The sequence below is a fragment of the Alsobacter sp. P4_H11 genome, assembly GCF_056400925.1.
Window position 1 is genome coordinate 535,464 of the sequence record NZ_JBFUKI010000001.1, and the last position, 23,567, is coordinate 559,030.

Here is a 23,567-nt window from a genome sequence, read left to right on the forward strand (position 1 = left end):
GGGAGCGGCCGGTCACGCCGTCGTGAAGATCGAACACCTGTTCCCGCGCGTGCGGAATTCCGGCGGCTAGATCTTCACGGCGCCGCCGCGCAGCGCATCGCATGTCGCGACCACTTTGGCCACATCCGAACTTTGCAGGGCGGGAATGAGCTTGGCGATGGCCTCCCGGTCGAGCTCCCACCAGCGCATCCGCAGCAGGGCCGCGATCTCGTCCTCCGAAAAACGCAGCCGGATCAGCTTGGCCGGGTTGCCGCCCACGATGGCGTAGGGCGGCACGTCCTTGGCCACCACCGCCCGCGCGGCCACGATCGCCCCGTGCCCGATCGTGACGCCGGACAGGATGGTCGCGCCCGAGCCGATCCAGACATCCGCCCCGATGCGCACGTCGCCCCGGCTGGAATGATAGTCGGCGTCAGCCGGCGCCTCCGGAAACAGGCTGCGCATGCCCGAGAACGGATAAGTGGTGACCCAGTCGGTGCGGTGATTGCCGCCCAGAAAGATCTGGATGTTGTCCGCGAAGGAGCAGAACGGGCCGATGGAGAGCCCGGCCCCCTCCCCCCAGTCGCGCACCCGGATCTTGCCGTAGCTGTAGTCCGCGATTTTCCACCCACGCTTCGTGGCCTTCGGCTCGAGGTGGATGCGCGTGAGATTGTGCGGATTGGACCAGCGGGCGATGAGCTTACGCATTCATTCCAGCCCCTCGCGCCCAAGCGCCGTTTCGCCCCGCAGCCAGGCGAGCGCGCCGGCGGCCGAGCCTCCGTAACGCTCCACGAGCGCGCGGCGGAACACAAGGGCGCTCAGCGCCGCTTTGGGCAGGTTCACGGCGAGCGTGCCCCGCGCCGGGTCGGGCAGCCGGTATTTACGGCTCACATAGGCGCGCGACCACGCCATGTGCCAGCGGGCGCGAAACACCCGCCCGCGCTTCGTCGCCGTGGAGCCGCCACGCTCGTGCCGCGCCACGGCGCCGTGCACGTGCACCAGCGCTTGGCCGGCGTCGGCCAGCCGGCGGCAGAGGTCGTCATCCTCGTAGAACAGGAAGAGGTTCTCGTCGAAACCGCCGATCGCCAGAAACGCGTCGCGCCGCGCCAGCAGCGATGCGCCCGACAGGAACGGCGTGCAGCAGTCCCCCTCGGGCAGCGCGAGCCTGCCGCCGGGGTTTTGGAGATAAGGCGCGAGCAGCGACGTCGCCTGGAAGAAGAAGCGCCCGTCCGGCTCGATGATTCGCGGCGCGAGCAGGCCCGCATCCGGCCAGCGCTCGGCGGCGGCGACCAGGGTCGCGACCGCGCCGTCGTCGTAGACGAGGTCCGGATTGGTGAGCAGGCAATACGGCGTCGCGGCGGCGCGCACGCCGATGTTCATGGCGCGGCCGAAGCCCTCGTTGCGGGCGTTGCGGATCACCCGCGCGCCGAGCCGCTCGGCCAGTTCCGGCGTGCCGTCGCGGCTGGCGTTGTCGACCACGATGATGTCGACGCCCTCGCGCTTCAGCGCCGCGAGGCAAGCCGGCAGCACGCGCGCGCTCTCGAACGTGACCACGACGGCGGTGACTGTAGTCACAGGGGCTGCCCTCCCTCTCGCAGCCGCGTGAAGTCGCCCTGCCTTTTGGCCGTCATCCCCGGCCGGAGCGGCGCAGCCGCGGAGGGGAAGGGGATCCAGGGGCCACAGCCGGAGCGTTGGAGCGCGGCGCTACGCTGCGACCCGCATGCGCCTTTAAAACGGCGATAGTCCGATCTGTGGCGGCAGCCGCCCCTGGATCCCCTTCCCGGCGCTGCGCGCCGCCGGGGATGACGGAGAGAATGGCGCACGGATGATGACCCGCGCGATCTTTCACTTCTCCGGCACGTTCAGGCGAATGTGCAGTTCGCGCAGCTGCTTGGGGCTGGCCGCGTTGGGGGCGCCCATGAGGAGGTCCAGCGCCTGCTGGTTCATCGGGAACAGCGCCACCTCGCGCAGGTTCTGCGCGCCGCAGAGCAGCATCACGATGCGGTCGATGCCGGCCGCCATGCCGCCATGCGGCGGCGCGCCGTACTGGAACGCCCGGTACATGCCGCCGAAGCGCTCCACCACGGTCTCCTCGCCGTAGCCGGCGATCTCGAAGGCCTTCACCATCGCCTCGGGGCGGTGGTTGCGGATGCCGCCCGACGCGATCTCGAAGCCGTTGCAGGCGATGTCGTACTGGAACGCCTTGATGGTGACCGGGTCCTGCTTCTCCAGCGCCTCCAGCCCGCCCTGCGGCATCGAGAAGGGATTGTGCGAGAAGTCGACCTTCTTCTCGTCCTCGTTCCACTCGAACATCGGGAAGTCGACAATCCACGCCAGCGCGAACTGGTTCTCGTCAACGAGGTTGAGGTCGAACCCGACCTTGTTGCGGGCGAGACCCGCGAATTTCACGAACTTGTCCGGGTCGCCGGCCACGAAGAACGCCGCGTCGCCGTCCTTCAGGCCGAGCTGCGCCGCGACCGCGGCGGTGCGTTCCGGGCCGATATTGTTGGCGATCGGGCCCGCGCCGGCGCCTTCCCGCCACATCACGTAGCCCAGCCCCGGCTGGCCCTCGCCTTGCGCCCATGAGTTCATGCGGTCGCAGAAGGCGCGGCTGCCGCCGCCCGGGCCCGGGATTGCCCAGACGCGGTTCTTCGGGTCCTCGAGCATGCGCGCGAAGACCTTGAAGTTGGAGCCGCGGAAATGCTCGGACACGTCCTGCATCTCCAGCGGGTTGCGCAGGTCCGGCTTGTCGGAGCCGTATTTGCGCATCGCGTCCGCGTAGGGAATGCGCGGCCAGGGAGCCGGCGTCACGCGCTTGCCCTTGCCGAACTCCTCGAACACGCCGCCGACCACCGGCTCCACGGCCGCGAACACGTCGTCCTGGGTGACGAAGCTCATCTCGAGGTCGAGCTGGTAGAACTCGCCCGGCAGGCGGTCGGCGCGCGGGTCCTCGTCGCGGAAGCAGGGCGCGATCTGGAAGTAGCGGTCGAAGCCCGCCATCATCAGGAGCTGCTTGTACTGCTGCGGCGCCTGCGGCAGCGCGTAGAACTGGCCCGGATGCAGCCGCGACGGCACCAGGAAGTCGCGCGCGCCCTCCGGCGACGACGCCGTCAGGATCGGCGTCTGAAACTCGTTGAAGCCCTGGCGCTTCATGCGGGTCCGCAGCGAATCGATCACCGCGCCGCGGGTCATGATGTTGTCGTGCAGGCCCTGCCGGCGCAGGTCCAGGAAGCGGTACTTGAGCCGCGTCTCTTCCGGATAGGGCTGGTCGCCGAACACCTGCAGGGGCAGCTCGGCCGAGGGGCCCAGCACCTCAATCTCGGTGACGAAGATCTCCACCGCGCCGGTCGGCAGCTCGGCATTGTCGGTGCCCTCAGGGCGCTTGCGGCACTTGCCGTCGACGCGCACCACCCACTCGGCGCGCAGCCGCACGGCGTCCTTGAAGGCCGGCGAATCGGGATCCACCACGCACTGCGTCATGCCGTAATGGTCGCGCAGGTCGATGAAGAGCAGCCCGCCATGGTCGCGAATGCGATGGCACCAGCCGGAGAGGCGAACCTCGGCGCCGACGTCGCTCTCCCGGAGCGCGCCGCAGGTGTGGGAGCGATAGCGGTGCATGGGACTGTCCTGATCGGCGTGGGCCACGGGGGCCGGCGCAAGAACTGAAGCCGGGTCGCGACCCGGAATTGTGAGGCGGAAAAACCCATAGCCCCCCGCCTTTGTCAAGGCGAGCGCCCGTCCTGCACTGGCGCCTCGGCCCGGGGTGCGCTAACAGGGCCAGCCATGCCTTTGATCACCACCACTGAAGCTCTCGAATCCGCCTGCGCGCGTCTCGCCAAGCATCCGTTCGTCACCTTCGACACGGAATTCATGCGCGAGACGACGTATTACCCGAAGCTCTGCCTCATCCAGCTCGCGAGCCCTGACGAGGTCGTGCTGGTGGATCCGCTCGCGCCCGAGCTCGACCTCTCGGCGTTTCTGGCGCTGATGCGCAATCCCGCGGTGGTGAAGGCCGTGCATTCCGGCCGGCAGGACCTCGAGATCCTGTGGAACATGGACGGCTGCATCCCGGTGCCGCTGTTCGACACCCAGGTCGCCGCCATGGTGTGCGGCTATGGCGACAGCGTCTCGTACGAGCAACTGGCGCATGACCTCGCCAAGGCGCGGATCGACAAGTCCTCGCGCTTCACCGACTGGTCGAAGCGCCCGCTCTCCGAAGCGCAGCTCGTCTACGCGCGCTCGGACGTCACCCATCTGCGCGACGTCTACCTGGAGCTCGTGAAGAAGCTCGAGGAATCGGGCCGCACGCACTGGCTCGCGAACGAGATGGAGGTCCTGACCTCCCCGGCCACCTACCAGGCTCATCCCGAGGACGCCTGGCAGCGCCTGCGCGGCCGCGTCCGCAAGGCCAAGGAGCTGGGCGTGCTGATCGAGCTCGCCGCCTGGCGCGAGCGCGAGGCGCAGAGCCGCGACGTGCCGCGCTCGCGCGTGCTGAAGGACGACGCCGTGATGGACGTCGTCACGGCCGCGCCGCGCACGCCCGAGGCGCTGGGCCACCTGCGCTCCATCCCGTCCGGCTTCGAGCGTTCGCGCGCTGGCGGCGACATCGTGGCGGCCGTGCAGCGCGGCCTCGACCGCGATCCCAAGTCCCTGCCGCCGCTGGAGCGCAACGGCCGGCGCAGCTTCAACCAGGCCACCGTCGAGCTGCTCAAGGTGCTGCTCAAGATGACCTGCGAGCAGGAGGGCGTGGCCGCCAAGATCGTCGCCACGGTGGATGACCTGGAAGCCATCGCGTCGGACGACGCCGCCAAGGTGCCCGCCATGCAGGGCTGGCGGCGCGAGCTGTTCGGCGAGCGCGCGCTGGCGCTGAAGCACGGCCGCCTTGCGCTTGCGATGGACGACGGCAAGGTTGTGAGCGTGCCCCGGCACGTCTGACCAGAACGCAAGATAGAAAATATCTTTAAGCAATAATTAGCCATGCCGGCCGAAACTCGTCAGAGTTTCGGCGAAGGGGCATGGCCATGTCGATGCACAGCCACGATACGACGCGCTCGCGCGACCGGGAGGTCAGCAATCTCCTGCACCTCTGCGTCGACATGGCGCTCGCCATCACGTGCGAGAGTTGCGGCGCCGCCTGCACGCGCACCGGCGCCTGGCTGGCGGCGCATCCCACCTTCATGTGCGGCCGCTGCTTTCAGGACAACAGCCTCAAGCTCAACGCCCTGATCCAGGCCGTGCAGACCGCCGACGAGGAGCCGAGGGAGGCGCCTCGCATCCTCGCCGAGGCGTTACCGCCGCTCCGACCGCTGCGCGGTCACTGACCGACCTGGAACTTCGGCGTTCGCCCGATCACTCGCGCGAGGGCCTTCAGCCGGTTGAACAGCCGGTCGTTCGCAAGTGCGGCGAGGTCGCGGGGCACGTCCACCTGCAACTGGCCGTGTGCGCAGTGCAGTGGCGTGCGCGGCAGCACGCTCGGCATGCCGGCCGAGATCAGGTAGGCCACCCGCATGGCAGCGCCGAGGATGCGGGCGCGGTCGATCATGCGAGGCGACGCCAGCTCGCGCAGGCGCGGGCTGACCTGGTCGTCCGAAAGCCCGAGATGCCGGTAGGCCACCGCCAGCGCCAGATAGGCTCGTCCGGGATGGTCGACCCCCGCGAAGCCCGCATGCGCGATGATGTTGAGCGACTGCTCGCCCCGGTAGTCCGGATGCGCGCGCCAGCCGATGTCGGCCAGGAGGCAGGCGGCGTGGCGCAGGCGCTTGTCCTCGGCGTTCTCGTCCAGGCTGGTGGAGGCCATGAAGCGGTCCGTCCAGGCGCACAGCTCCTCGCCGTGGCGCGGCGAGCGCGAGCGCAGCACGTTGAGCTCGCGCGCCATGGCGAGCAGCGGGTCCTCGGCGCGCTGGGCGTCGTCGAGCTGCTCGAACAGCAAGCCCTCGCGCACGCCCATGGCCGAAACCACGACCTCGCTGGGCTTGGCCATGCGGATGATCTGCTCCAGCACCAGCGCCCCATAGGCGAGCAGCGGACGCCGCGCGGCCGAGATGGATTCGATCGAATCCAGCGTCTCGGCCTCGACGCGCTCCACCAACCGGGCGAAGTCCACCGCGTCGCGGGCCGGGATGACGTAGTTGTGCATCACGTGCAGCGGGTAGCCGCGCTGCTTCATGTGCAGCCGCGCCAGGGCGCGCCAGGTGCCGCCGACCGCGTAGAACGCCCTGCCTTTCGCGGCCTCGATCTGCGGCAGGCCCTCGAAGGCGTCGCGCACCAGCTTCACGGCCTTCTTGACGCTGCCGCCCGAGCGATCCTGCAGCGCGAGTCCGCCAAGCGGCAGGGTGACGCCGGAGCCGAGCTTCTGCCCCTTGACCTCGATGAGCTCCAGCGAGCCGCCGCCAAGGTCGCCCACCACCCCGTCCGGCTTCCAGATGCCGGACGCCACGCCTAGCGCCGAGAGCTTCGCCTCGCGCTTGCCCGAGATCAGCTCCACCGGCTGCCCGGTGACCTGCTCGCAGCGCGCCAGGAACTCCGCCCCGTTCGCGGCGTCGCGCGCCGCCGCGGTGGCGAGCACCCGCACCTCCTCGATGTTCATCACCTGGCAGAGCACCCGGAAGCGGGCAAGCGCCGACAGCGCCTTCTCCATCGCCTCGGAGGCGAGCTTGCCGGTGGTCAGGACGTTGCGGCCCAGCCCGCAAAGCACCTTCTCGTTGAAGATCGGCGTCGGCGACCGCGTCTGCCCCTCATAGGCGACGAGGCGCACCGAGTTCGAGCCGATGTCGATGATGGCCACCGGCGCCCCGACTTTGAGGCGACCTTGTGCGTGTTCCGGCATCTGGGTCCTATGGTTCAGAGATCTGACGCGCCGGCGAGAACCGATTCGAGCCGAATCCGCTGCGCCGCGAGGCTCTTCGGGCTCGAACTCTTCAGCGACTTGCCGCGGCCGGACAGGCTCGGGTTGGTCATGAAATAGCGATGGGCGTTGAACGGCGTCTCGCCCTCGGCCGGCCGAATACGCTGGCTTGAGCCATCCGGCAACACCGTCCAGCTTTGCTCGTTGTCAAGAAAATTGGCGAGCATGATCTGGTCCAGCACCTGCTGGTGCACGGTCGGGTTCAGGATCGGCGTCATGGCCTCGACGCGGCGGTCGAGGTTGCGCTGCATCAGGTCGGCGGACGAGATGTAGAGATGCGCCTTGGGATGCGGCAGCCCGTGCCCGCCCCCGAACGCGTAGATGCGCGAATGCTCCAGGAAGCGCCCGACGATCGATTTCACCCGAATGTTGTCCGATAGCCCCGGCACGCCCGGCCGCAGGCAGCAGATGCCACGCACGATCAGGTCCACCTGCACGCCCGCCTGGCTCGCCTCGTAGAGCGCGTCGATGATTTGCGCGTCCACGAGGGCGTTGCACTTGCCCCAGATCGCGCCCGGGCGGCCGGCCTTCACATGCGCGATCTCGTCCGCGATGTGGGCCAGAAGCTTCTTCTTGAGCGTCAGCGGCGACACCGCCATGCGCTCCAGCTCCGCCGGTTCGGCATAGCCCGTGATGAAGTTGAAGATGCGCGCCACATCCCGGGCGATCACCGGATCGGCCGTGAAGAAGCTGAGGTCCGTATAGATGCGCGCCGTGATCGGGTGGTAGTTGCCGGTGCCGACATGGCAGTAAGTGACGAGCTGGCCGCCTTCACGCCGCACCACCATCGACAGCTTGGCGTGGGTTTTCAGCTCGATGAAACCGAACACCACCTGCACTCCGGCCTTTTCGAGGTCGCGCGCCCAGCGGATGTTCGCCTCCTCGTCGAAGCGCGCCTTGAGCTCCACCAGCGCGGTGACGCTCTTGCCGGCCTCGGCGGCTTCGGCCAGCGCCTTGATGATCGGGCTGTCGGAAGACGTGCGGTACAGCGTCTGCTTGATGGCCACGACGTTGGGGTCGCGCGCCGCCTGCGCGAGGAACTGCACCACGACGTCGAAAGACTCGTAGGGGTGGTGGACGATGAGGTCCTTCTGCCGGATCGCCGCGTAGCAATCGCCGCCAAGGTCACGGATGCGCTCGGGAAAGCGCGGGTTGTAGGGCGTGAACTTGAGGTCCGAGCGCTCCAGCCCCACGAGCTGCGAGAGATCGTTCAGCGCCAGCATGCCCTCGGTGAAGAACAGCTCCTCGCTCTGGACGCCGAACTCGCCGGCCACGAACTGGCGCAGGTTCTCGGGCATCGAGGCCTCGACCTCGAGGCGGATCACCGAGCCGCGGCGGCGCTGCTTCAGCGCCGTCTCGAACACCCGCATCAGGTCCTCGGCCTCTTCCTCGACCTCGATGTCGCTGTCGCGGATGACCCGGAAACCGCCGAGGCCGCGCACCGAGTAGCCCGGGAAGAGCCGGCCGATGAACAGCGCGATCGCCTGTTCGAGGGCTATGAAGCGCACCGCGCCGGTTTCGGCGAGATCCGGCAGGCGGATGAAGCGATCGACCTTGTTGGGCACCCGGATCAGGGCGTTCAGCAGACGGCCGTCCGTGGTGCGGACGAGCTCCAGCGCGAGCGAGAAGCCCAGATTCGGGATGAACGGGAACGGGTGCGCGGGGTCAACCGCGAGCGGGGTCAGAACCGGGAACACGTGGTGAAGGAAGAAGTCCTCCAGCCAGCTCTTCTCGTTGCGGGTGACCTCCGGCCCATCCACCAGGACGATGCCGACCTCGAACAGCGAATCGCGCAATTCGCGCCACCGCCGCTGCTGGTCGCTCGCCAGCGCGGTCACGGCCTCGCCGATGCGGGCGAGCTGCTCGGCCGGCGTCAGGCCGTCCTGCGACAACTGCATGATGCCCGACTTGAACTGCCCGCGCAGGCCCGCGACCCGGACCATGAAGAACTCGTCCAGATTGTTGGCCGAGATCGACAGGAAGCGCAGCTGCTCCAGCAGGGGGTGGTTGAGGTTCGAAGCCTCCTCGAGCACCCGGCGGTTGAAATGCAGCCAGGAAAGCTCGCGATTGATGAAGCGCTCCGGCGTGCCCAGCAGGGCGGACGGCTCCGGCAGGTTCTCCTGCTTGGCGGCCGGCATACGGCCGGCCCGGGCGGGCTGTTTCGGCGTGGCGGGCTGCTTGACGGGCGCGGCCGGCTTTTCGGCCAGGCTCGGCTTTGCGCCGTCGGCCGCCTTGGCGGGCGTCGGCTTGGGGGCGTCGGGCTTCGCCGCAGCCTTGTTTGGCGCGAGCTTGGCGGACGCAGCCTTAACGGGCGCAGCCTTGGCCGACGCAGCCTTGCGCGCCTTGGGTGCGGGCTCGGGACCGCCGATCTCGACCGTTTCGGCCGGAGCCGCAGCCTGAGCCTTCGCCTTCGCGGCGGCCTGTTCGTCTTTCACGTCCACGCGCCGGCTCCTGGATCCAAGCTTCACGATCGCCACAGCTTCTCCCAAGGCTCTACGACATTTCGACGACAGGCAACCGAGGGCATATGGGTCAAAGCGTTGGATCGCCCTCCCCGTTCCGCAGAATCTCGGCCGCCAAGGGCCGCGTGATGCGCCGCCCGCGGGCCAGCCCCTCGCGGTCGAGCGCTTCCACAACGGCCCGCGCGGCCGCGATCGATCGGTCGATGCGCAGGGCCAGAAACTCTACCACCGAGGTGTCGACCACAATCTGGCGTTCCAGGAACATCTTCACCAGCACGGCGCGCACCAGCGCATCGTCTGGCTCGCCCAAGGTCACGGACGGGGCGAGCCGCAGGCGCGACAGAATGTCGGCCGTTTGCAGCCGCCAGTCTCCCGGCGGCGTCCGGGCCGTGAGCAGCAGGAAGCAGCGGCGCTCGCGCGCCATGTTCAGGAGGTGGAACAGCGCGTCCTCGTGGCCTTCGGCCTGGTCGCAATCCTCCACCACCAGCGCGCCGGCCGACACGAGATGCGGCACGTCGCCGACCCGCAGCCGATCGCGCGGGACCGTCCACGCATGGCTGCGCGCGGCCCAGATGGTGGCGAGGTGCGTCTTGCCCGAGCCCGGCGGCCCCACCATCACGAGCACCGGATCGGGCCAATCAGGCCAGCGCTCCAGCGCCTCGAAGGCGGCCTCGTTGGAGGCGCTGACGAGGAAGTCCTCGGCGTCGTGCTGCGTGTCGACCGGCAGGTCGAGCGCGAGCTGGCGGGGCTTGTCGGCCACCGCTCAGGCGTCCGGCGGCAGGCCGCCGCTGGGCGTCTTCACGCCCGTGTAGATCGGGCTCGCCAGGTACTGCTTCAGCCCGAAGCGCGCCAGCACGCCCACGGTGGCGGCGAGCGGCACCGCCAGCAGCAGGCCGACGAAGCCAAACAGCGCGCCGAACGCGAACAGGGCGAACATCAGCCACACCGGATGCAGCCCCACCGCCTGGCCGACGAGCTTGGGCGACAGGATGTTTCCCTCCAGGAACTGCCCGGTGAAGAACACCGCCAGCACCGCGCCCACCATCACCCAGTCCGGCCAGAACTGCACGACCGCGACCGAGCTCGCCAGCACCAGCCCGGTGAGCGAGCCCACATAGGGGATGAACGAGATCAACCCCGCCAGCATGCCGATCAGGAAGCCGAAATTCAGCCCGCATAGCGTCAGCCCGATGGCGTACCAGGCTCCAAGCAGCAGGCACACGAGCGACTGGCCGCGGATGAACCCGCCGATGGCGTCGTTGATCTCGGTGGCGAGCTCCCGGACGGTGGCGCGGTGGCGGGGCGGCGTCCAGCCGTCCACCTTGGCGATCATCCGGTCCCAGTCGACCAGCAGGTAGAAGGCCACCACGGGCGTCACCACCAGCAGCGACACGACGCCGACCAGCGTCTGGCTGCCGCTCCACAGCGACTTCAGCACGTCGCCGCCCCAGGCCACGCCCTTGCCGATCACGTCGCCGAGCGAGCCCTGGATGTCGGCCGGCTGCACGCGATGGCCCAGCTTCTCCAGCCAGGGCGAGCCCTTCTCGACCACGAGCTGCTGCAGCCGCTGCGCGTAGCCCGGCACCTTGGCGGCGAAATCCGCGAGATTGCTGGCCAGCAACGGCGCGAGCAGCAGCAGCCCGAGCACGAACACCAGCACGAACACGCCGAGGATCACCACCGTCGCCCACAGGCGGCTGAAGCCGACGCGCTCCAGCCTGTCGGCCAGCGGATCGAGGAAATAGGCGAGCGCCAGCCCGGCCACGAAGGGCAGCAGGATGCCGCTGAACACGTAGAGGCAGAGCCCGACCACGCCGAGCGCCGCCAGCCAGAAGGCGATCTGGCGCCCGAGCGGCAGAGGTCGGTCCTCAGCCGCCGCGACCGCGGCAGGTTCCCGCCGGATCTGGATGTCCGTCACGACGCCATGTGCTTCAACCATCGGGCGAGATAGGCGCCCGCCGAGATCGTCGTCAAGCCGGCGACCACCAAAGCGCCCGCATAGATCAAGGAGGCCTGCTGCAGCCCGTAGGCCAGCGAGCCGAGGATCAGGGCCGCGAACACGATTTGCGCCAGCGTATTGGCCTTGGACACGAAGGACGGGTTGATGGCGATCGGCTTCTCGAGCAGCCAGGACAGCACCACCGCGCCCATGATCATGATGTCGCGCGACACCACCACGATGGCGAGCCAGGGCGGCAGCTGCCCGACGATGGAAAGCGACACGTAGATCGACACCAGCAGCGCCTTGTCGGCGAGCGGGTCCATATAGGCGCCGAGCTCCGAGCGCATGTCGAAGCGCCGCGCGATCCAGCCGTCAATGCCGTCCGACACCCCCGCCAGCACGAATCCCGCAAAGGCGAGCTTCCACTCGCCCTGCCCGATCATCGCGACCACGAACGGCACCAGGAGAAAGCGGCCGATGGTGATCAGGTTGGGGATGTTCACGACGGTCATGATGGAAGCTTAAGCCAGACGCGCCTGCTTCGCGAGCCGGCGAGGTTCAGATATGAACGGCGGAGCGCCATTTCATGGGCGCCGCGGCGGCCTGCCCCTTGCCAGTGCGCGCGGGGAAGCTTACTCCGCCCGCACACGGAGATTTTTCATGCCGAGCAACGAGACCAAGGGTCTCACCTACGCGCAGTCCGGCGTCGACATCGACGCCGGCAACGCCATGGTGGAAGCGATCAAGCCGCTCGTGCGCGCCACGGCCCGGCCCGGCGCGGACGCGGTGATCGGCGGCTTCGGCGGCCTGTTCGACCTCAAGGCCGCCGGGTTCAAGGACCCGGTGCTGGTGGCCGCCAATGACGGCGTCGGCACCAAGGTCAAGATCGCGATCGAAACCAACAAGCACGACACCATCGGCGTCGACCTCGTGGCGATGAGCGTGAACGACCTGATCGTGCAGGGCGCCGAGCCGCTGTTCTTCCTGGACTACTTCGCCACCGGCAAGCTCGCCCCCAACGTCGGCGCGGAAGTGATCGCCGGCGTCGCCAAGGCCTGCAAGGAAGCCGGCTGCGCGCTGATCGGCGGCGAGACCGCCGAGATGCCCGGCCTCTACAACGAGAACGACTATGACCTCGCGGGCTTCGCGGTGGGCGCGGCCGAGCGTGGCGCGCTGTTGCCGCGGCCGGACATCGCGGACGGCGACATCCTGCTGGGGCTGCGCTCCTCGGGGCTGCATTCCAACGGCTTCTCGCTGGTGCGCCGCATCGTCGACCTGAGCGGCCTGCCTTGGGAGGCGCCCGCACCCTTCGAGCCCGACTGCCCGATCGGCGTGGCGCTGCTGGAGCCGACCCGGCTCTACGTGAAGCCGGTGCTGGCCGTCCTGCGCGCAACCACGGGCGTGAAGGCGCTGGCGCACATCACGGGCGGCGGCTTCACGGACAACATCCCGCGCGTGCTGCCGGAGGGCCTCGCGGCCGTGGTCGACGCATCCGCGATCCCGGTGCTGCCGGTGTTCAAGTGGCTGGCCGCCGTAGGCGACGTCAGCGACGTCGAGATGCTGCGCACCTTCAACTGCGGCATCGGCATGGTGGTGGTGGTCGCCGCCAACGAGCTCGAGCCCGCGCTGGCGGCCTTCCGGGCCGTGGGCGAGAAGCCCGTGCAACTCGGCAAGCTCGCGCCCCGCAAGGATGGCCAGGCGGTCGTCTACAAGGGCAAGCTCGACCTGGCGCTGGAGCCCAAGTGAGCCTGCCCACCCGCCGCCGCACCGCGATCCTCGTGTCGGGGCGCGGCTCCAACATGGCGGCGCTGATCGAGGCGGCGCGCGATCCGGCCTATCCGGCGCAGATCGTGCTGGTGCTGTCCAACCGTCCGGACGCAGGCGGCCTCCAGCGCGCCGCAGAAGCCGGCATCGCCACCGCGGTGGTGGACCACAAGGCGCATGCGAGCCGGGAGCTGTTCGAGGACGCCATGCAGGCGGAGCTGGACGCCCACGGCGTCGAGCTCGTGTGCCTGGCGGGCTTCATGCGCATTCTCACGGCCGGCTTCATCGCCCGCTGGGAGGACCGGCTGATCAACATCCACCCGTCGCTGCTGCCGGCGTTCCGCGGGCTCCACACGCATGAGCGCGCGCTGGCCGAGGGCGTGCGGCTGCACGGCTGCACGGTGCATTTCGTGGTTCCGGAGCTCGACGCCGGGCCCATCATTGCGCAAGGAGCGGTTCCGGTTCTGGACGACGACAACGCCGACGACCTCGGCGCGCGCGTGCTTCAGGTCGAGCATGCGCTCTACCCGCTCGGCCTCGCCTTGGTGGCGAGCGGCCGGGCGCGGCGCGAAGGTTTGCGCGTCCATGTCGACGGCGCAAAGCCGCAGGCCCCTTTGATCAGTCCCCTCCTCGTCTAAAATCACCTTCCGGCTCAGTTCAGCCCGAGCTTCGCCACGATCCCGCCGCGATGCGGCGCGTTCCTTCACATCAACTGCTTGCAATTGCAGGATGATTCGGGTTCGCACATGGACAGGCGCTGGTCTGCTCTCGCAATGCTCCTCACCGTCGTGGCTCTGCTGCTCGGCACGGGCATGACCGCCGTCGCCGCATGGCGCATCGGCGTCCAAGCGGAAGGCCGCTTCATCATCACCACCACGGCGGATTGGAACGACACGCTTCAGCGCGTCGCGTCCTCGACCTTCCGCGACGCGCCCGACCCGCTGTCGCGGTGGTAGTAGAGCAGGTCGAGCTCCGGCGCGGCCGCGCCGAGCCCGGTCAGCAGCGCGTGAACCTGGCCCCGGTGGTGGGTCTGGTGGTTGAAGAAGTGGTCCAGCGCCGGCGCCAGCGGCTGCTCGAAGACCTCGGCGGTGCTCACGCGTGAGTACCGGATGGCGCCGGCGAGATCGGCGTCGCTCAGCTTGTTTGCATAGGCGACGATGCGCGCATCCTCCGCCGCGCGGGCGGCCCGCAATTCGGCCAGACCCTCGAACAACACCAGATCCAGGCGCTTGTAGGTCTCGCCCTCCCCGGTGAAGCGCCGCATCCAGATGCGGTCCGTCACCAGAAGATGGTTCAGCGTGCCGTGGATCGAGCGAAAAAATGCGCCGCGGTCCGCCCGGTAGTCGGCGTCCGACAGGGCCGCGGCCGCGTCGTACACCCTGGCGTTGGCCCAGGCGTTGTAGCCCGCGAGCGTGGCGTAGGGTCGATACATGGGGCTGGCTCCTTTTCGGGAAGCATAGCGGCTTCGCGTCGGCGAACGCTACCGGCTCAGCGCGGCTTGATGCGCCCGAGCACCCGGATCGGGGCATCGGCCGCGGCGGGCGCGGCGATCACCACCATCTCGCCGGACGCCGGGAATACGCCCGTCAGCGCCGTGACGTTGACCTGGTGGGTGACCACCACGACAGTCCGGCCGGCCATCCCGGAGAGCGCGGCCCGCATGTCGCGCAGATGCGCGGGCTCGCGCTCCGCGTTGGCGAAAAACGAATCGAACGGAGCGGAAGGCTGCACGGGCGCGACATCCAGCAGCCGGGCGGTTTCCAGCGCCCGGCACCAGCGGCTCGACAGCACGGTCACGACCGTGATGCTCCTGGACCGCAGCAAGTCCCCGGTGCGGCGCGCCTGCTCCCGCCCTTCATCGGACAGGTTGCGCTGGGTGGCGCAATCCTCGAGCACGAAGCCTGGCGGATCGCCGCCCCCTGGCGCGATGGCGTGGCGCATCAGCACGAGCGCGCCGCCGCGCCGCAAGGCCTCGAACGCGTCCTCCTCGGAGGCCGCCATCGCCGGAATGGCGGCCAGGATGGCAAGAACCGCAATGGACCAATGTCTGACGAGCGCTTTTCCAGTCATGCCGTGTATAAGCGCCCGCAGCCCGTTTGGATCAGTCGCAAGGCCCCGATGTTCACCTCCATCCTCCTCGCCTTCGACCTCGCCATCGCGATCTCGGCCCTGGCGTCCGGCTGGCTCTGGTGGCTCGCGAGCCGTCAACGCATCCGGCGCATCTCACGCCACGAGGAGCTCGACGCCGCCGACCTTAACCGGATCGTGACGGCGCTTAACCGGACCCAGATCCTGAACTCCCGCGCCGCCCTCACCACCGCGGCGGCCGCCGTTTTCGCAGTCATCCGGCTGCTGCTGAACTACCTGGCGTGAAGCCGGTCGGTCATGAGGGGCTTGGATGACGGGGGTTGAGGGTGTGATCGCCACCTCTCCCCGTCATTGCGAGCCGGAGGCGAAGCAATCCAGTCTAAAGGCCCGGCGTTAGCTGGATTGCGTCGCTGCGCTCGCAATGACGGGAGGGTGGCCCGGCGCACTGCGCTCGTCTCGACGCCTCCACGAACGGGGCGCTCCCCCTCCAACCCCTCATCCTGAGGAGCGTCGCCCCTCGGCGATGCGTCTCGAAGGACGAGGGACTCCAGCGCGCGCCATGATGCAGCCTTCTGGATCACTCGTCCTTCGAGACGCAGGCCCAAGCGGGCCTGCTCCTCAGGATGAGGGACGTTGGGGCTTGGCGGCTTGGCCATGACAAACGGAACCAAACAAAAAAGGGCGGCCCGAGGGCCGCCCTTCCGCATCTTGCGCGAAACGCGAGACAAACCGTGCAAGCGCCTTTTAGCGCTTGGAGAACTGGAAGCTCCGGCGAGCCTTCTTGCGGCCGTACTTCTTGCGCTCGACGACGCGCGAGTCGCGGGTCAGGAAGCCGACCTTCTTGAGCGCCGGGCGAAGCTCGGGCTCGAAATAGGTCAGGGCCTTCGACAGGCCGTGGCGCACCGCGCCGGCCTGGCCGGAGAGACCGCCGCCCGCGACCGTGACGACGATGTCATACTGGTCGACGCGGTTGGCGACCTGCAGCGGCTGCTGCAGGATCATCCGCAGCACCGGGCGGGCGAAGTACACGCCGAGCTCACGGTTGTTCACCGTGACCTTGCCGACGCCGGGCTTGATCCACACGCGGGCGACCGCGTCCTTGCGCTTGCCGGTCGCGTAGGCGCGACCCTGGGCGTCGAGCTTCTGGACGTGCTTGGGAGCCTCGGGGGAAGCGGTCTCGACCGCGCCCTTGAGGTCCTGCAGGGACTGGAGGGTTTCGGCCATGATCAGGCGTTCCTCGCGTTCTTACGGTTCAGCGCCGCGACGTCGAGCGTCGTGGGCTCCTGGGCGACATGGGGATGCTCCGCGCCCTTGTAGACGCGCAGGTTGCCGAGCTGCTTGCGGCCGAGCGGGCCACGGGGAAGCATGCGCTCCACGGCCTTCTCGACGACGCGCTCGGGGAAACGACCTTCGAGGATGAACTTCGCAGTCCGCTCCTTGATGCCGCCCGGATAGCCGGTGTGGTGGTAATAGACCTTCTGCTCGCGCTTGCGGCCGGTCAGAACCACCTTGTCGGCGTTCACGATGATGATGTTGTCGCCGCAATCGACGTGGGGCGTGTAGCTCGCCTTGTGCTTGCCGCGCAGCCGCATGGCCACGAGCGACGCGAGACGACCCACCACGAGGCCTTTCGCGTCGATCAGCACCCACTTCTTGTCGACCTCGGCGGGCTTGGCCGAATAGGTCTTCATGAGACAGTTCCGATCTGGGCGCGCCGACGCGAAACGCTGGCGCGGGAATGAAAACGCGGGCGACCAAGGGCCGCCCGTGCGATGGGCTGCGTATACGCGAGCACCGGCCCGTCGTCAACGCCCGATATAGCCAACATTCAGCCGAAAACGTCGCAAAAACAGAGCGGTACGGTATACGGTACTATTTTACCGCGCTAATTTCAGCGCGGCGGGATCGAATAGGTCCCTGTGACATGGGCGACGGGTTCGTCGGAGCCCTCCGACGTGATCGTCACCTCCCCGACCGCCAGGCGCTTGCCGAGCTTCAGCAGCCGGCAATCGGCAAAGAGCGCCCGCGGCTCGGGCTTGCGCAGGAAGTTGATGGAGAGGTTCGTCGTCACCGCGAGGCCAACGGGCCCGATGGCGCCCAGCACGGCCGCATACATGGCGAAATCCGCCAGCGTCATCATGGCCGGGCCGGAGATCGTGCCGCCCGGCCGCAGCTGGCTCGGGTGGTAATCCATGCGCAGGCGAGCGCCATGCGGCGGGATCTCCAGCACGTGCCAAATACGCCCATGCGTGAACATCTGCGGAAACTCGCGCTCCAGGAACGCGTCCAGTTCCGCCAGCGACATCACTGCCCGCTTCTCGCCCTGGTTCATCCCGCCCACGCTCCCGCCCACATCGTCGGCGTTTCCCGCCGCGTATCAATCGGCCTATCTATGGGCAATGATGCGCCATCGGCGCAACCGGCGGAGTCGAGGAAATGCAGGTGAGCCAAACCGCCCAACCCACGCCCGAAACCAACGTCTCGGCCCCGGTTCTGCTGCGGGCCGACACGGACAACGTTGCGCTGCTGACGCTCCACCGACCCGAGGCGCGCAACGCCCTGTCGGACGCGTTGATCGACGCGTTGTCCCGCGAACTCGACGCCATCGCGGCGGACCGGAGCATCCGCGCCGTGATCCTGAACGCGGCGCCGAGCTCGTGCTTCTCGTCCGGGCACGATCTCAAGGAAATCTCCGCCCACCGTAGCGACCCGGATCACGGCCGCGCCTATTTCGAGGACCTGCTCGGGCGCTGCGCCGCCATGATGCTGAAGATCGTGCGGCTGCCGCAGCCCGTGATCGCCGCGGTCGAGAGCCTCGCGACGGCGGCCGGCTGCCAGCTCGTCGCCTCTTGCGATCTCGCGGTGGCGGGCGAGGACGCCCATTTCTGCACCCCGGGGGTTCATATCGGGCTGTTCTGCTCCACCCCAATGGTGGCGCTGTCGCGCAACGTCGCGCCGAAGCACGCCATGGAGATGCTGCTCACCGGGGAAACCATCCCGGCGTCGGACGCCTTGCGGATGGGCCTGGTCAACCGCGTCGTCCCGGCCGGCCATGCGGTCGACGCGGCGCGGCGGCTCGCGGCCGTGATCGCGTCCAAGTCCGCGCCCGTGCTCGCGGTCGGCAAGCGCGCCTTCTACGAGCAGATCGAGATGGGCCTTTCGGACGCCTACGCGCATGCCTCGCGGGTGATGGCCGAGAACATGCTGGCCCGCGACGCCGAGGAGGGCATCGGGGCATTTCTCGAAAAGCGGACGCCCCGCTGGGAGTGACCCGGTTCCTTCGGATCGTCGGCCAGAGTTGCGCGTTGGCGTGACGTGCGCCGCCGTGACGGCGCCGCGCCCCGTGTCACGAGAGCCAGCCCCGCCGCATGGACCAGGTCGACCTCCCCCTCCATCGTCTCCCCGTTTCCGCCCCCGCCACAAACGCCCTCCCGTGGATCCAGGTCGCTCCCGGCGCGCCCTATTTCCAGACGGAGAGCGGCGCGGCCTGGCACCCGATCGGCGCGAACGAGGCGATCTCCTGGGCCGAGCTCGACGGGCTCTTTCGGCGGCGCGACCTGCCGGCGGTGGACCGCTATCTCGCCGACCTCGCCCGGCAGGGCGTCACGGTGCTGCGCTTGATGCTCGAATACGCGCAGGTGCGGCACCGCTATTTCGAGCGACCGGTCGGGCGCTTCCCGCCCGCCATGGTGCAGCTCTGGGACGACATGTTCGCGCTGTGCGAGAAGCACGGCCTGAGGCTGCTGCTGACGCCGGTCGACACGTTCTGGACCTGGCTGCATTGGCGCCACCACCCCTACAACCGCCAGAATGGCGGCCCCCTGGCGGATCCGTCGCAGATCCTGCTGTGCGGCGACACGCGCGAGTTCATCAAGAACCGCCTCGCCTTCGCGGTGAGGCGCTGGGGCGGCTCCGGCGCGCTGTTCGCATGGGACCTCTGGAACGAGATCCACCCCGCCCAGGGCGGCGACGCGGCCGAGTGCTTTCCCGAGTTCATCGCCGACCTGTCGCACCACGTGCGTCGCCTCGAACTGAACCTCTATGGGCGGTCGCACCCCCAGACCGTCTCGATCTTCGGACCCGAATTCGAGTGGCGGGCGCACATGCCGCTCAAGGAGCCGATCTTCCGCCATCCCGACCTCGATTTCGCGACCGTGCACGTCTACCAGCAGGGCACCATCGACGACCCCTCCGACACGGTCGCGCCGGCGCTCGACATGGCCCGCCATGTCCGCGCGCACATCGCCGAGATCGCGGACGGCAGGCCCTATTGCGACAGCGAGCACGGCCCCATTCACAGGTTCAAGGACAAGAAGCTGAACCTGCCTGAAGCCTTCGACGACGAGTATTTCCGGCACATGCAATGGGCGCACCTGGCCGCGGGCGGCGCCGGCGGCGGCATGCGCTGGCCCAACCGCAACCCGCATCGCCTCACCGACGGCATGCGCGCCGAACAGGGCAAGCTCGCCCGCTTCCTGCCCGAAATCGACTGGCTGAGCTTTCGTCGCGAAGCCATCGACGTGGAAGCCGCCGCCGAGGGCGCCGTCCACGCCATGGCTTGCGGCGACGACCGCCAGGCGCTCGTCTACCTGCTGCGCGGCGACGCGCTCGGCCCCGACGGCAGGCTCGACCGCGCCGCGCCCGCGCTGGCGGTGGACGTCTCCGTGCCGGGGCTCGCGGACGGCCGCTACCGCGTCACCCTCTGGGACACGGTGGCGGGCGAACCGCGCGAGCACGTTTCCGCCACAAGCCATGGCGGGGTGCTACGCGTCGCCGTGACGGCGTTCCGGACGGACCTGATCCTGGCGATTCGCCCCGCAGCGTGACGCGCCTCTTTCGATGGCGCCGCGCCCGCCGCTGGTGTAACTCTCGGCCATGACGCACGACAGCTACCCCGACGACCTGATCCGCGGCATTCTGCACAACGTGAAGACCATCGCGCTTGTCGGGTTTTCCAACAATCCGGCCCGCCCGAGCTGGATCGTGACGAAATACCTCATCGAGCGCGGCTACCAGGTGGTCCCGGTCAATCCGGGCATCGCCGGCCAGACGGTGCTGGGCCAGCTCGTCTACGGCTCGCTGAAGGACATCCCCTTCCCGCTCGACATGGTGGAGATCTTCCGCAACTCCGAGGCCGCCGGCCCGATCACCGACGAGGCGCTGGCGCTCGATCCCCTGCCCCGGGTGATCTGGATGCAGCTCTCGGTGCGCAACGACGAAGCCGCCGCCCGCGCCGAGGCGAAGGGCGTCACCGTGATCATGAACCGCTGCCCCAAGATCGAGTTCGGCCGCCTGTCGGGCGAGATCGGCTGGAACGGCATCAACTCGCGCATCCTGTCGTCCAAGCGCGCCGTGATGGCCGAGAAGGGCTTCCAGAAGCGCACCCTTGGCCCGCCCGGCGTGAACCCGTTTGGGACGCGCCGCTGAGCCTCAGAAATGCGCGCCGCGGATGACCTGGACGTCCGAAACGGCGACGATCGCGATCCGGTTCGCGAGGTAGGCCGACACGGCGTCCAGCGTCGGATCGAGCCGCGTCGCATCGAGGATGCACAGCACCGCCACCATGCGGCCGGCGCTGGTGACCTGCCCGGCCTCGTCCCACGGCCCGTGCCGGCCGCTGCCCGCCAGGGCCGGCAACACCGTGTAGCCGGTCGCCTGCAGGCGATCGAGGATCGCCAGAACGCCATTCAGCGCCGGCGCCTCGATGATGATCTCGATCTTCTTCTTCGCGTGCATGTCCATGGCGGGCCTCACGGGCTGACGCTTCGGGCCAGCAGCAGATAGAGCGGCAGGCCGATCGCGAGATTGAACGGAAAGGTGACGCCGAGCGAGAGCGTCAGGTAGATCGCGGGCTCGGCCTGCGGCAGCGCGATCCGCATGGCGGCCGGCGCGGCGATGTAGGAGGCCGACGCCGCCAGCGTGATGAACAGCATCGCGCCGCCGGTGGAGAGGCCGAGGCCCGCCGCGTTGGCGGTCGCGATGGCGGCCGAGATCAGCGGCATCCCGATCCCGAACAGGATCAGCGGCGCGGTCAAAAACCGCCGCGCCCGCGACAGGCCGCGTCCGGCGACGAGCCCCATGTCGAGCAGGAAGAGGCACAGCAGCCCGCGGAACAGGTCCACGAACAAGGGCGAGATCGGCTTCACGCCGGCCGGCCCGGCGATCCACCCCACCACGAAGGAGCCCACCAGCACCACCACCGAGCCGTTCAGCCCCGCCTCGCGCAGCAGGTGGCCGACCGAGCCGGTGGCGGCCTCGGGCGCGGCCCGCCGGGCGATCAGCAGCGCCGCCATGATGGCCGGCGTCTCCATCACGGCCGCCACCGCGACCATGTAGCCTTCCGAGCCGAGCCCCGCCCGAGACAGCGCATCCAGGGCGGCCGCGAAGGTCACGGCCGAGATGGAGCCGTAATGAGCCGCGACCGCTGCCGCGTCGACCGGCCCGAGGCGGCTGATCAGGCGCAGCAGCCCATAGGCGAGGACCGGGATCAGAAACGACAGCGCCGCGCCGGCCAGCACCGTCCAGAGCAGCTGCGGCTGCAGCCCCTGGCGGGAAACCTCCACGCCGCCCTTGAGGCCGATCGCCATCATCAGGTAGATCGCCAGCGCTTTCGCGACGGCTTCAGGGAAGCTCAGGTCCGAGCGCGCCAGCGCGGCTCCGACGCCGAGCGCAAAAAACAGCACCACCGGCGACAACAGGTTGCCGACGGCCAGATCCAACGCACCCATGTATGAAAACCCCCTGCCCAGCTGCAGCCACAGCTAGCGCAAGCGGCCCTCTATTCAACATTTATTTTCGTGAAATAAATACATTTTCCGACTGGATGATTGTGAGCCGATTTAGCCGATTCAGAACGTGTATTTGCAACCGGCCCGCGCGTTGACGCTGTTGGGTTCGTTCGGTAAAAAGAACAGCAATCCACTTTCCAAGAACGTCGCGGGCTCGCCCGCGCTCCTGCACGAGGACACGCCCATGACCGAGCCCAAGGCTCCCGGCTTCGCCACGCTCGCGATCCACGCCGGCGCGGCGCCCGATCCGGCGACCGGCGCGCGCGCCACGCCGATTTACCAGACCACGTCCTTCGTGTTCGACGACGTCGACCATGCCGCCTCGCTCTTCGGCCTGCAGGCTTTCGGCAACATCTACTCGCGCATCGGCAACCCGACCTGCGCGGTGCTTGAAGAGCGCGTCGCCGCGCTGGAAGGGGGCACGGCCGCGCTCGCGGTGGCGTCCGGCCACGCGGCCGAATTCCTGGTGATGCACACCCTGATGCAGCCGGGCGACGAGTTCATCGCCTCCAAGAAGCTCTATGGCGGCTCGATCAACCAGTTCAACCACTCGTACAAGAACTTCGACTGGCGGGTGAAGTGGGCCGATCCGGACGACCTCTCGAGCTTCGAGGCCGCGATCACGGAGAAGACCAAGGCGATCTTCATCGAGTCGATCGCCAATCCGGGCGGCGTCGTCACGGATATCCAGGGCATCGCGGACATCGCCCACAAGGCTGGCGTGCCGCTCATCGTCGACAACACGATGGCGACCCCCTATCTGATCCGCCCGTTCGAGCACGGCGCCGACATCATCGTGCACTCGGCCACCAAGTTCCTGGGCGGCCACGGCAATTCCATCGGCGGCCTGATCGTCGACGGCGGCAAGTTCGACTGGCTGAAGTCCGGCCGCTACCCGATGCTGTCGCAGCCGCGCCCGGAATATGGCGGCATGGTGCTGGGCGAGACCTTCGGCAATTTCGGCTTCGCGATCGCCTGCCGCGTGCTCGGCCTGCGTGACCTCGGCCCGGCCCTGTCGCCGTTCAACGCCTTCATGATCCTGACCGGCATCGAGACGCTGCCGCTGCGCATGCAGCGCCACTGCGACAACACCCTCAAGGTCGCCCAGCACCTGCAGCGCCACCCCAAGGTCGCGTGGGTCAGCTATCCGGGGCTGGAGGGCGACAAGTATGGCGCGCTCGCAAAGCGCTATTCGCCCAAGGGCTCGGGCGCGGTGTTCACCTTCGGGCTCAAGGGCGGTTACGACGCCGGCGTCGCGCTGGTCTCCAACCTCAAGCTGTTCTCCCATCTCGCCAATATCGGCGACACGCGCTCGCTGGTGATCCACCCGGCTTCCACCACCCACCGCCAGCTCACCTCCGAGCAGCAGACGCAGGCTGGCGCCGGCCCGGAGGTCGTGCGCCTGTCGATCGGCATCGAGGACGTCGAGGACCTGATCGCCGACCTCGACGAGGCGCTGGCGGCGAGCTGAGGTGAGCCACGTCGCTCAGGACAGTTGAGGTCTAGAGCGCGCAAGACACCCTAAACCCCTCATCCTGAGGAGCAGGCCCGCTTGGGCCTGCGTCTCGAAGGACGAGGGCTCCAGAAGGCTGGATGATCGAGCGCTCTGGAGTCCCTCGTCCTTCGAGACACATCGCCAA

Annotated in this window: 25 protein-coding genes; 10 read left to right on the forward strand and 15 right to left on the reverse strand. The window is 68.5% G+C overall.

The features are described 5' to 3' along the window. Window positions 1-66: 66 nt before the first annotated feature. From AC1DSZ_RS02430 to aspS, 3 genes are all read right to left on the reverse strand, one after another. Window positions 67-687 carry a CatB-related O-acetyltransferase gene (locus AC1DSZ_RS02430; RefSeq protein WP_476836791.1) on the reverse strand — a complete coding sequence of 207 codons (621 nt, stop codon included), beginning with the start codon at window positions 685-687 and terminating at the stop codon, window positions 67-69. Further along, window positions 688-1,554, reverse strand: coding sequence for a glycosyltransferase family 2 protein (locus AC1DSZ_RS02435; protein ID WP_476836792.1), 867 nt, complete (start codon window positions 1,552-1,554; stop codon window positions 688-690). Between the two features lie 270 nt (window positions 1,555-1,824). Further along, a complete protein-coding gene (aspS, locus tag AC1DSZ_RS02440; RefSeq protein WP_476836793.1) occupies window positions 1,825-3,597 on the reverse strand; it encodes an aspartate--tRNA ligase in 1,773 nt (590 codons plus the stop codon). Window positions 3,598-3,762: 165 nt separating this feature from the next. Here aspS and rnd point away from each other — a divergent pair, with 165 nt between their 5' ends. Both rnd and AC1DSZ_RS02450 read left to right on the forward strand, forming a co-directional pair. Further along, the gene (gene rnd / locus AC1DSZ_RS02445) at window positions 3,763-4,914 is read left to right on the forward strand and encodes a ribonuclease D (RefSeq protein WP_476836794.1); all 1,152 of its coding nucleotides are present in this window, start codon (window positions 3,763-3,765) and stop codon (window positions 4,912-4,914) included. Between the two features lie 86 nt (window positions 4,915-5,000). Then, the gene (locus AC1DSZ_RS02450; RefSeq protein WP_476836795.1) at window positions 5,001-5,300 is read left to right on the forward strand and encodes a hypothetical protein; all 300 of its coding nucleotides are present in this window, start codon (window positions 5,001-5,003) and stop codon (window positions 5,298-5,300) included. Here the strand turns inward: AC1DSZ_RS02450 and ppx are convergent. The 5 genes from ppx to AC1DSZ_RS02475 form a co-directional block, all read right to left on the reverse strand. Next, a complete protein-coding gene (gene ppx, locus AC1DSZ_RS02455) occupies window positions 5,294-6,805 on the reverse strand; it encodes an exopolyphosphatase (protein WP_476836796.1) in 1,512 nt (503 codons plus the stop codon). The genes AC1DSZ_RS02450 and ppx overlap by 7 nt on opposite strands. Window positions 6,806-6,819: 14 nt before the next feature. After that, complete coding sequence (locus AC1DSZ_RS02460) at window positions 6,820-9,021, reverse strand: RNA degradosome polyphosphate kinase (protein ID WP_476836996.1); 2,202 nt, start codon at window positions 9,019-9,021, stop codon at window positions 6,820-6,822. A gap of 394 nt (window positions 9,022-9,415) precedes the next feature. Further along, window positions 9,416-10,105 carry an HdaA/DnaA family protein gene (locus AC1DSZ_RS02465; RefSeq protein WP_476836797.1) on the reverse strand — a complete coding sequence of 230 codons (690 nt, stop codon included), beginning with the start codon at window positions 10,103-10,105 and terminating at the stop codon, window positions 9,416-9,418. A 3-nt stretch (window positions 10,106-10,108) separates the two neighbouring features. Then, window positions 10,109-11,284, reverse strand: coding sequence for an AI-2E family transporter (locus AC1DSZ_RS02470; RefSeq protein WP_476836798.1), 1,176 nt, complete (start codon window positions 11,282-11,284; stop codon window positions 10,109-10,111). Continuing rightward, window positions 11,260-11,799 (reverse strand): CDP-alcohol phosphatidyltransferase family protein, encoded by a 540-nt coding sequence (locus AC1DSZ_RS02475; RefSeq protein WP_476836799.1) that lies wholly within the window; start codon window positions 11,797-11,799, stop codon window positions 11,260-11,262. The genes AC1DSZ_RS02470 and AC1DSZ_RS02475 overlap by 25 nt, the downstream gene beginning before the upstream one ends. A 148-nt stretch (window positions 11,800-11,947) precedes the next feature. Here AC1DSZ_RS02475 and purM point away from each other — a divergent pair, with 148 nt between their 5' ends. From purM to AC1DSZ_RS02490, 3 genes are all read left to right on the forward strand, one after another. Then, the gene (purM, locus tag AC1DSZ_RS02480; protein WP_476836800.1) at window positions 11,948-13,033 is read left to right on the forward strand and encodes a phosphoribosylformylglycinamidine cyclo-ligase; all 1,086 of its coding nucleotides are present in this window, start codon (window positions 11,948-11,950) and stop codon (window positions 13,031-13,033) included. A 2-nt stretch (window positions 13,034-13,035) separates the two neighbouring features. Further along, window positions 13,036-13,689 carry a phosphoribosylglycinamide formyltransferase gene (gene purN / locus AC1DSZ_RS02485; protein WP_476836997.1) on the forward strand — a complete coding sequence of 218 codons (654 nt, stop codon included), beginning with the start codon at window positions 13,036-13,038 and terminating at the stop codon, window positions 13,687-13,689. A gap of 135 nt (window positions 13,690-13,824) precedes the next feature. Next, window positions 13,825-14,007, forward strand: a complete 183-nt coding sequence (locus AC1DSZ_RS02490; protein ID WP_476836801.1) for a hypothetical protein — start codon at window positions 13,825-13,827, stop codon at window positions 14,005-14,007. Here the strand turns inward: AC1DSZ_RS02490 and AC1DSZ_RS02495 are convergent. After that, entirely contained in the window at window positions 13,950-14,483 is a 534-nt protein-coding gene (locus AC1DSZ_RS02495) for a DinB family protein (RefSeq protein ID WP_476836802.1), read from the reverse strand. The two genes, AC1DSZ_RS02490 and AC1DSZ_RS02495, sit on opposite strands and share 58 nt — an antisense overlap. 56 nt (window positions 14,484-14,539) lie before the next feature. Continuing rightward, a complete protein-coding gene (locus tag AC1DSZ_RS02500; protein ID WP_476836803.1) occupies window positions 14,540-15,121 on the reverse strand; it encodes a histidine phosphatase family protein in 582 nt (193 codons plus the stop codon). A 48-nt stretch (window positions 15,122-15,169) separates the two neighbouring features. Between AC1DSZ_RS02500 and AC1DSZ_RS02505 the strand changes: the two genes are divergently transcribed. Then, window positions 15,170-15,424 carry a hypothetical protein gene (locus AC1DSZ_RS02505; RefSeq protein ID WP_476836804.1) on the forward strand — a complete coding sequence of 85 codons (255 nt, stop codon included), beginning with the start codon at window positions 15,170-15,172 and terminating at the stop codon, window positions 15,422-15,424. A gap of 459 nt (window positions 15,425-15,883) precedes the next feature. Here the strand turns inward: AC1DSZ_RS02505 and rpsI are convergent, their stop codons facing one another. The 3 genes from rpsI to AC1DSZ_RS02520 all read right to left on the reverse strand — a co-directional run bounded on the left by rpsI (window position 15,884) and on the right by AC1DSZ_RS02520 (window position 17,471). Continuing rightward, the gene (rpsI, locus tag AC1DSZ_RS02510; RefSeq protein ID WP_188518144.1) at window positions 15,884-16,363 is read right to left on the reverse strand and encodes a 30S ribosomal protein S9; all 480 of its coding nucleotides are present in this window, start codon (window positions 16,361-16,363) and stop codon (window positions 15,884-15,886) included. A 2-nt stretch (window positions 16,364-16,365) separates the two neighbouring features. Continuing rightward, window positions 16,366-16,830, reverse strand: coding sequence for a 50S ribosomal protein L13 (gene rplM / locus AC1DSZ_RS02515; protein WP_188518145.1), 465 nt, complete (start codon window positions 16,828-16,830; stop codon window positions 16,366-16,368). 200 nt (window positions 16,831-17,030) lie between these two features. After that, on the reverse strand, window positions 17,031-17,471 hold the full coding sequence (locus tag AC1DSZ_RS02520) for a PaaI family thioesterase (RefSeq protein WP_476836805.1): 441 nt from the start codon (window positions 17,469-17,471) through the stop codon (window positions 17,031-17,033). A gap of 104 nt (window positions 17,472-17,575) precedes the next feature. Between AC1DSZ_RS02520 and AC1DSZ_RS02525 the strand changes: the two genes are divergently transcribed. From AC1DSZ_RS02525 to AC1DSZ_RS02535, 3 genes are all read left to right on the forward strand, one after another. Further along, entirely contained in the window at window positions 17,576-18,409 is an 834-nt protein-coding gene (locus AC1DSZ_RS02525; protein WP_476836806.1) for an enoyl-CoA hydratase, read from the forward strand. Window positions 18,410-18,507: 98 nt separating this feature from the next. Next, window positions 18,508-19,965 carry a glycoside hydrolase 5 family protein gene (locus tag AC1DSZ_RS02530; protein WP_476836807.1) on the forward strand — a complete coding sequence of 486 codons (1,458 nt, stop codon included), beginning with the start codon at window positions 18,508-18,510 and terminating at the stop codon, window positions 19,963-19,965. Between the two features lie 49 nt (window positions 19,966-20,014). Next, window positions 20,015-20,566, forward strand: coding sequence for a CoA-binding protein (locus AC1DSZ_RS02535; RefSeq protein WP_476836808.1), 552 nt, complete (start codon window positions 20,015-20,017; stop codon window positions 20,564-20,566). Window positions 20,567-20,569: 3 nt separating this feature from the next. On the opposite strand, the gene AC1DSZ_RS02540 is transcribed toward AC1DSZ_RS02535, so the two are convergent. Both AC1DSZ_RS02540 and AC1DSZ_RS02545 read right to left on the reverse strand, forming a co-directional pair. Continuing rightward, the gene (locus AC1DSZ_RS02540; RefSeq protein ID WP_476836809.1) at window positions 20,570-20,881 is read right to left on the reverse strand and encodes a P-II family nitrogen regulator; all 312 of its coding nucleotides are present in this window, start codon (window positions 20,879-20,881) and stop codon (window positions 20,570-20,572) included. Between the two features lie 8 nt (window positions 20,882-20,889). Continuing rightward, window positions 20,890-21,867, reverse strand: a complete 978-nt coding sequence (locus AC1DSZ_RS02545) for a sodium-dependent bicarbonate transport family permease (RefSeq protein WP_476836810.1) — start codon at window positions 21,865-21,867, stop codon at window positions 20,890-20,892. 244 nt (window positions 21,868-22,111) lie between these two features. On the opposite strand from AC1DSZ_RS02545, the gene AC1DSZ_RS02550 reads away from it, so the two are divergent. Further along, complete coding sequence (locus AC1DSZ_RS02550) at window positions 22,112-23,398, forward strand: O-acetylhomoserine aminocarboxypropyltransferase (RefSeq protein WP_476836811.1); 1,287 nt, start codon at window positions 22,112-22,114, stop codon at window positions 23,396-23,398. Window positions 23,399-23,567 lie beyond the last annotated feature (169 nt).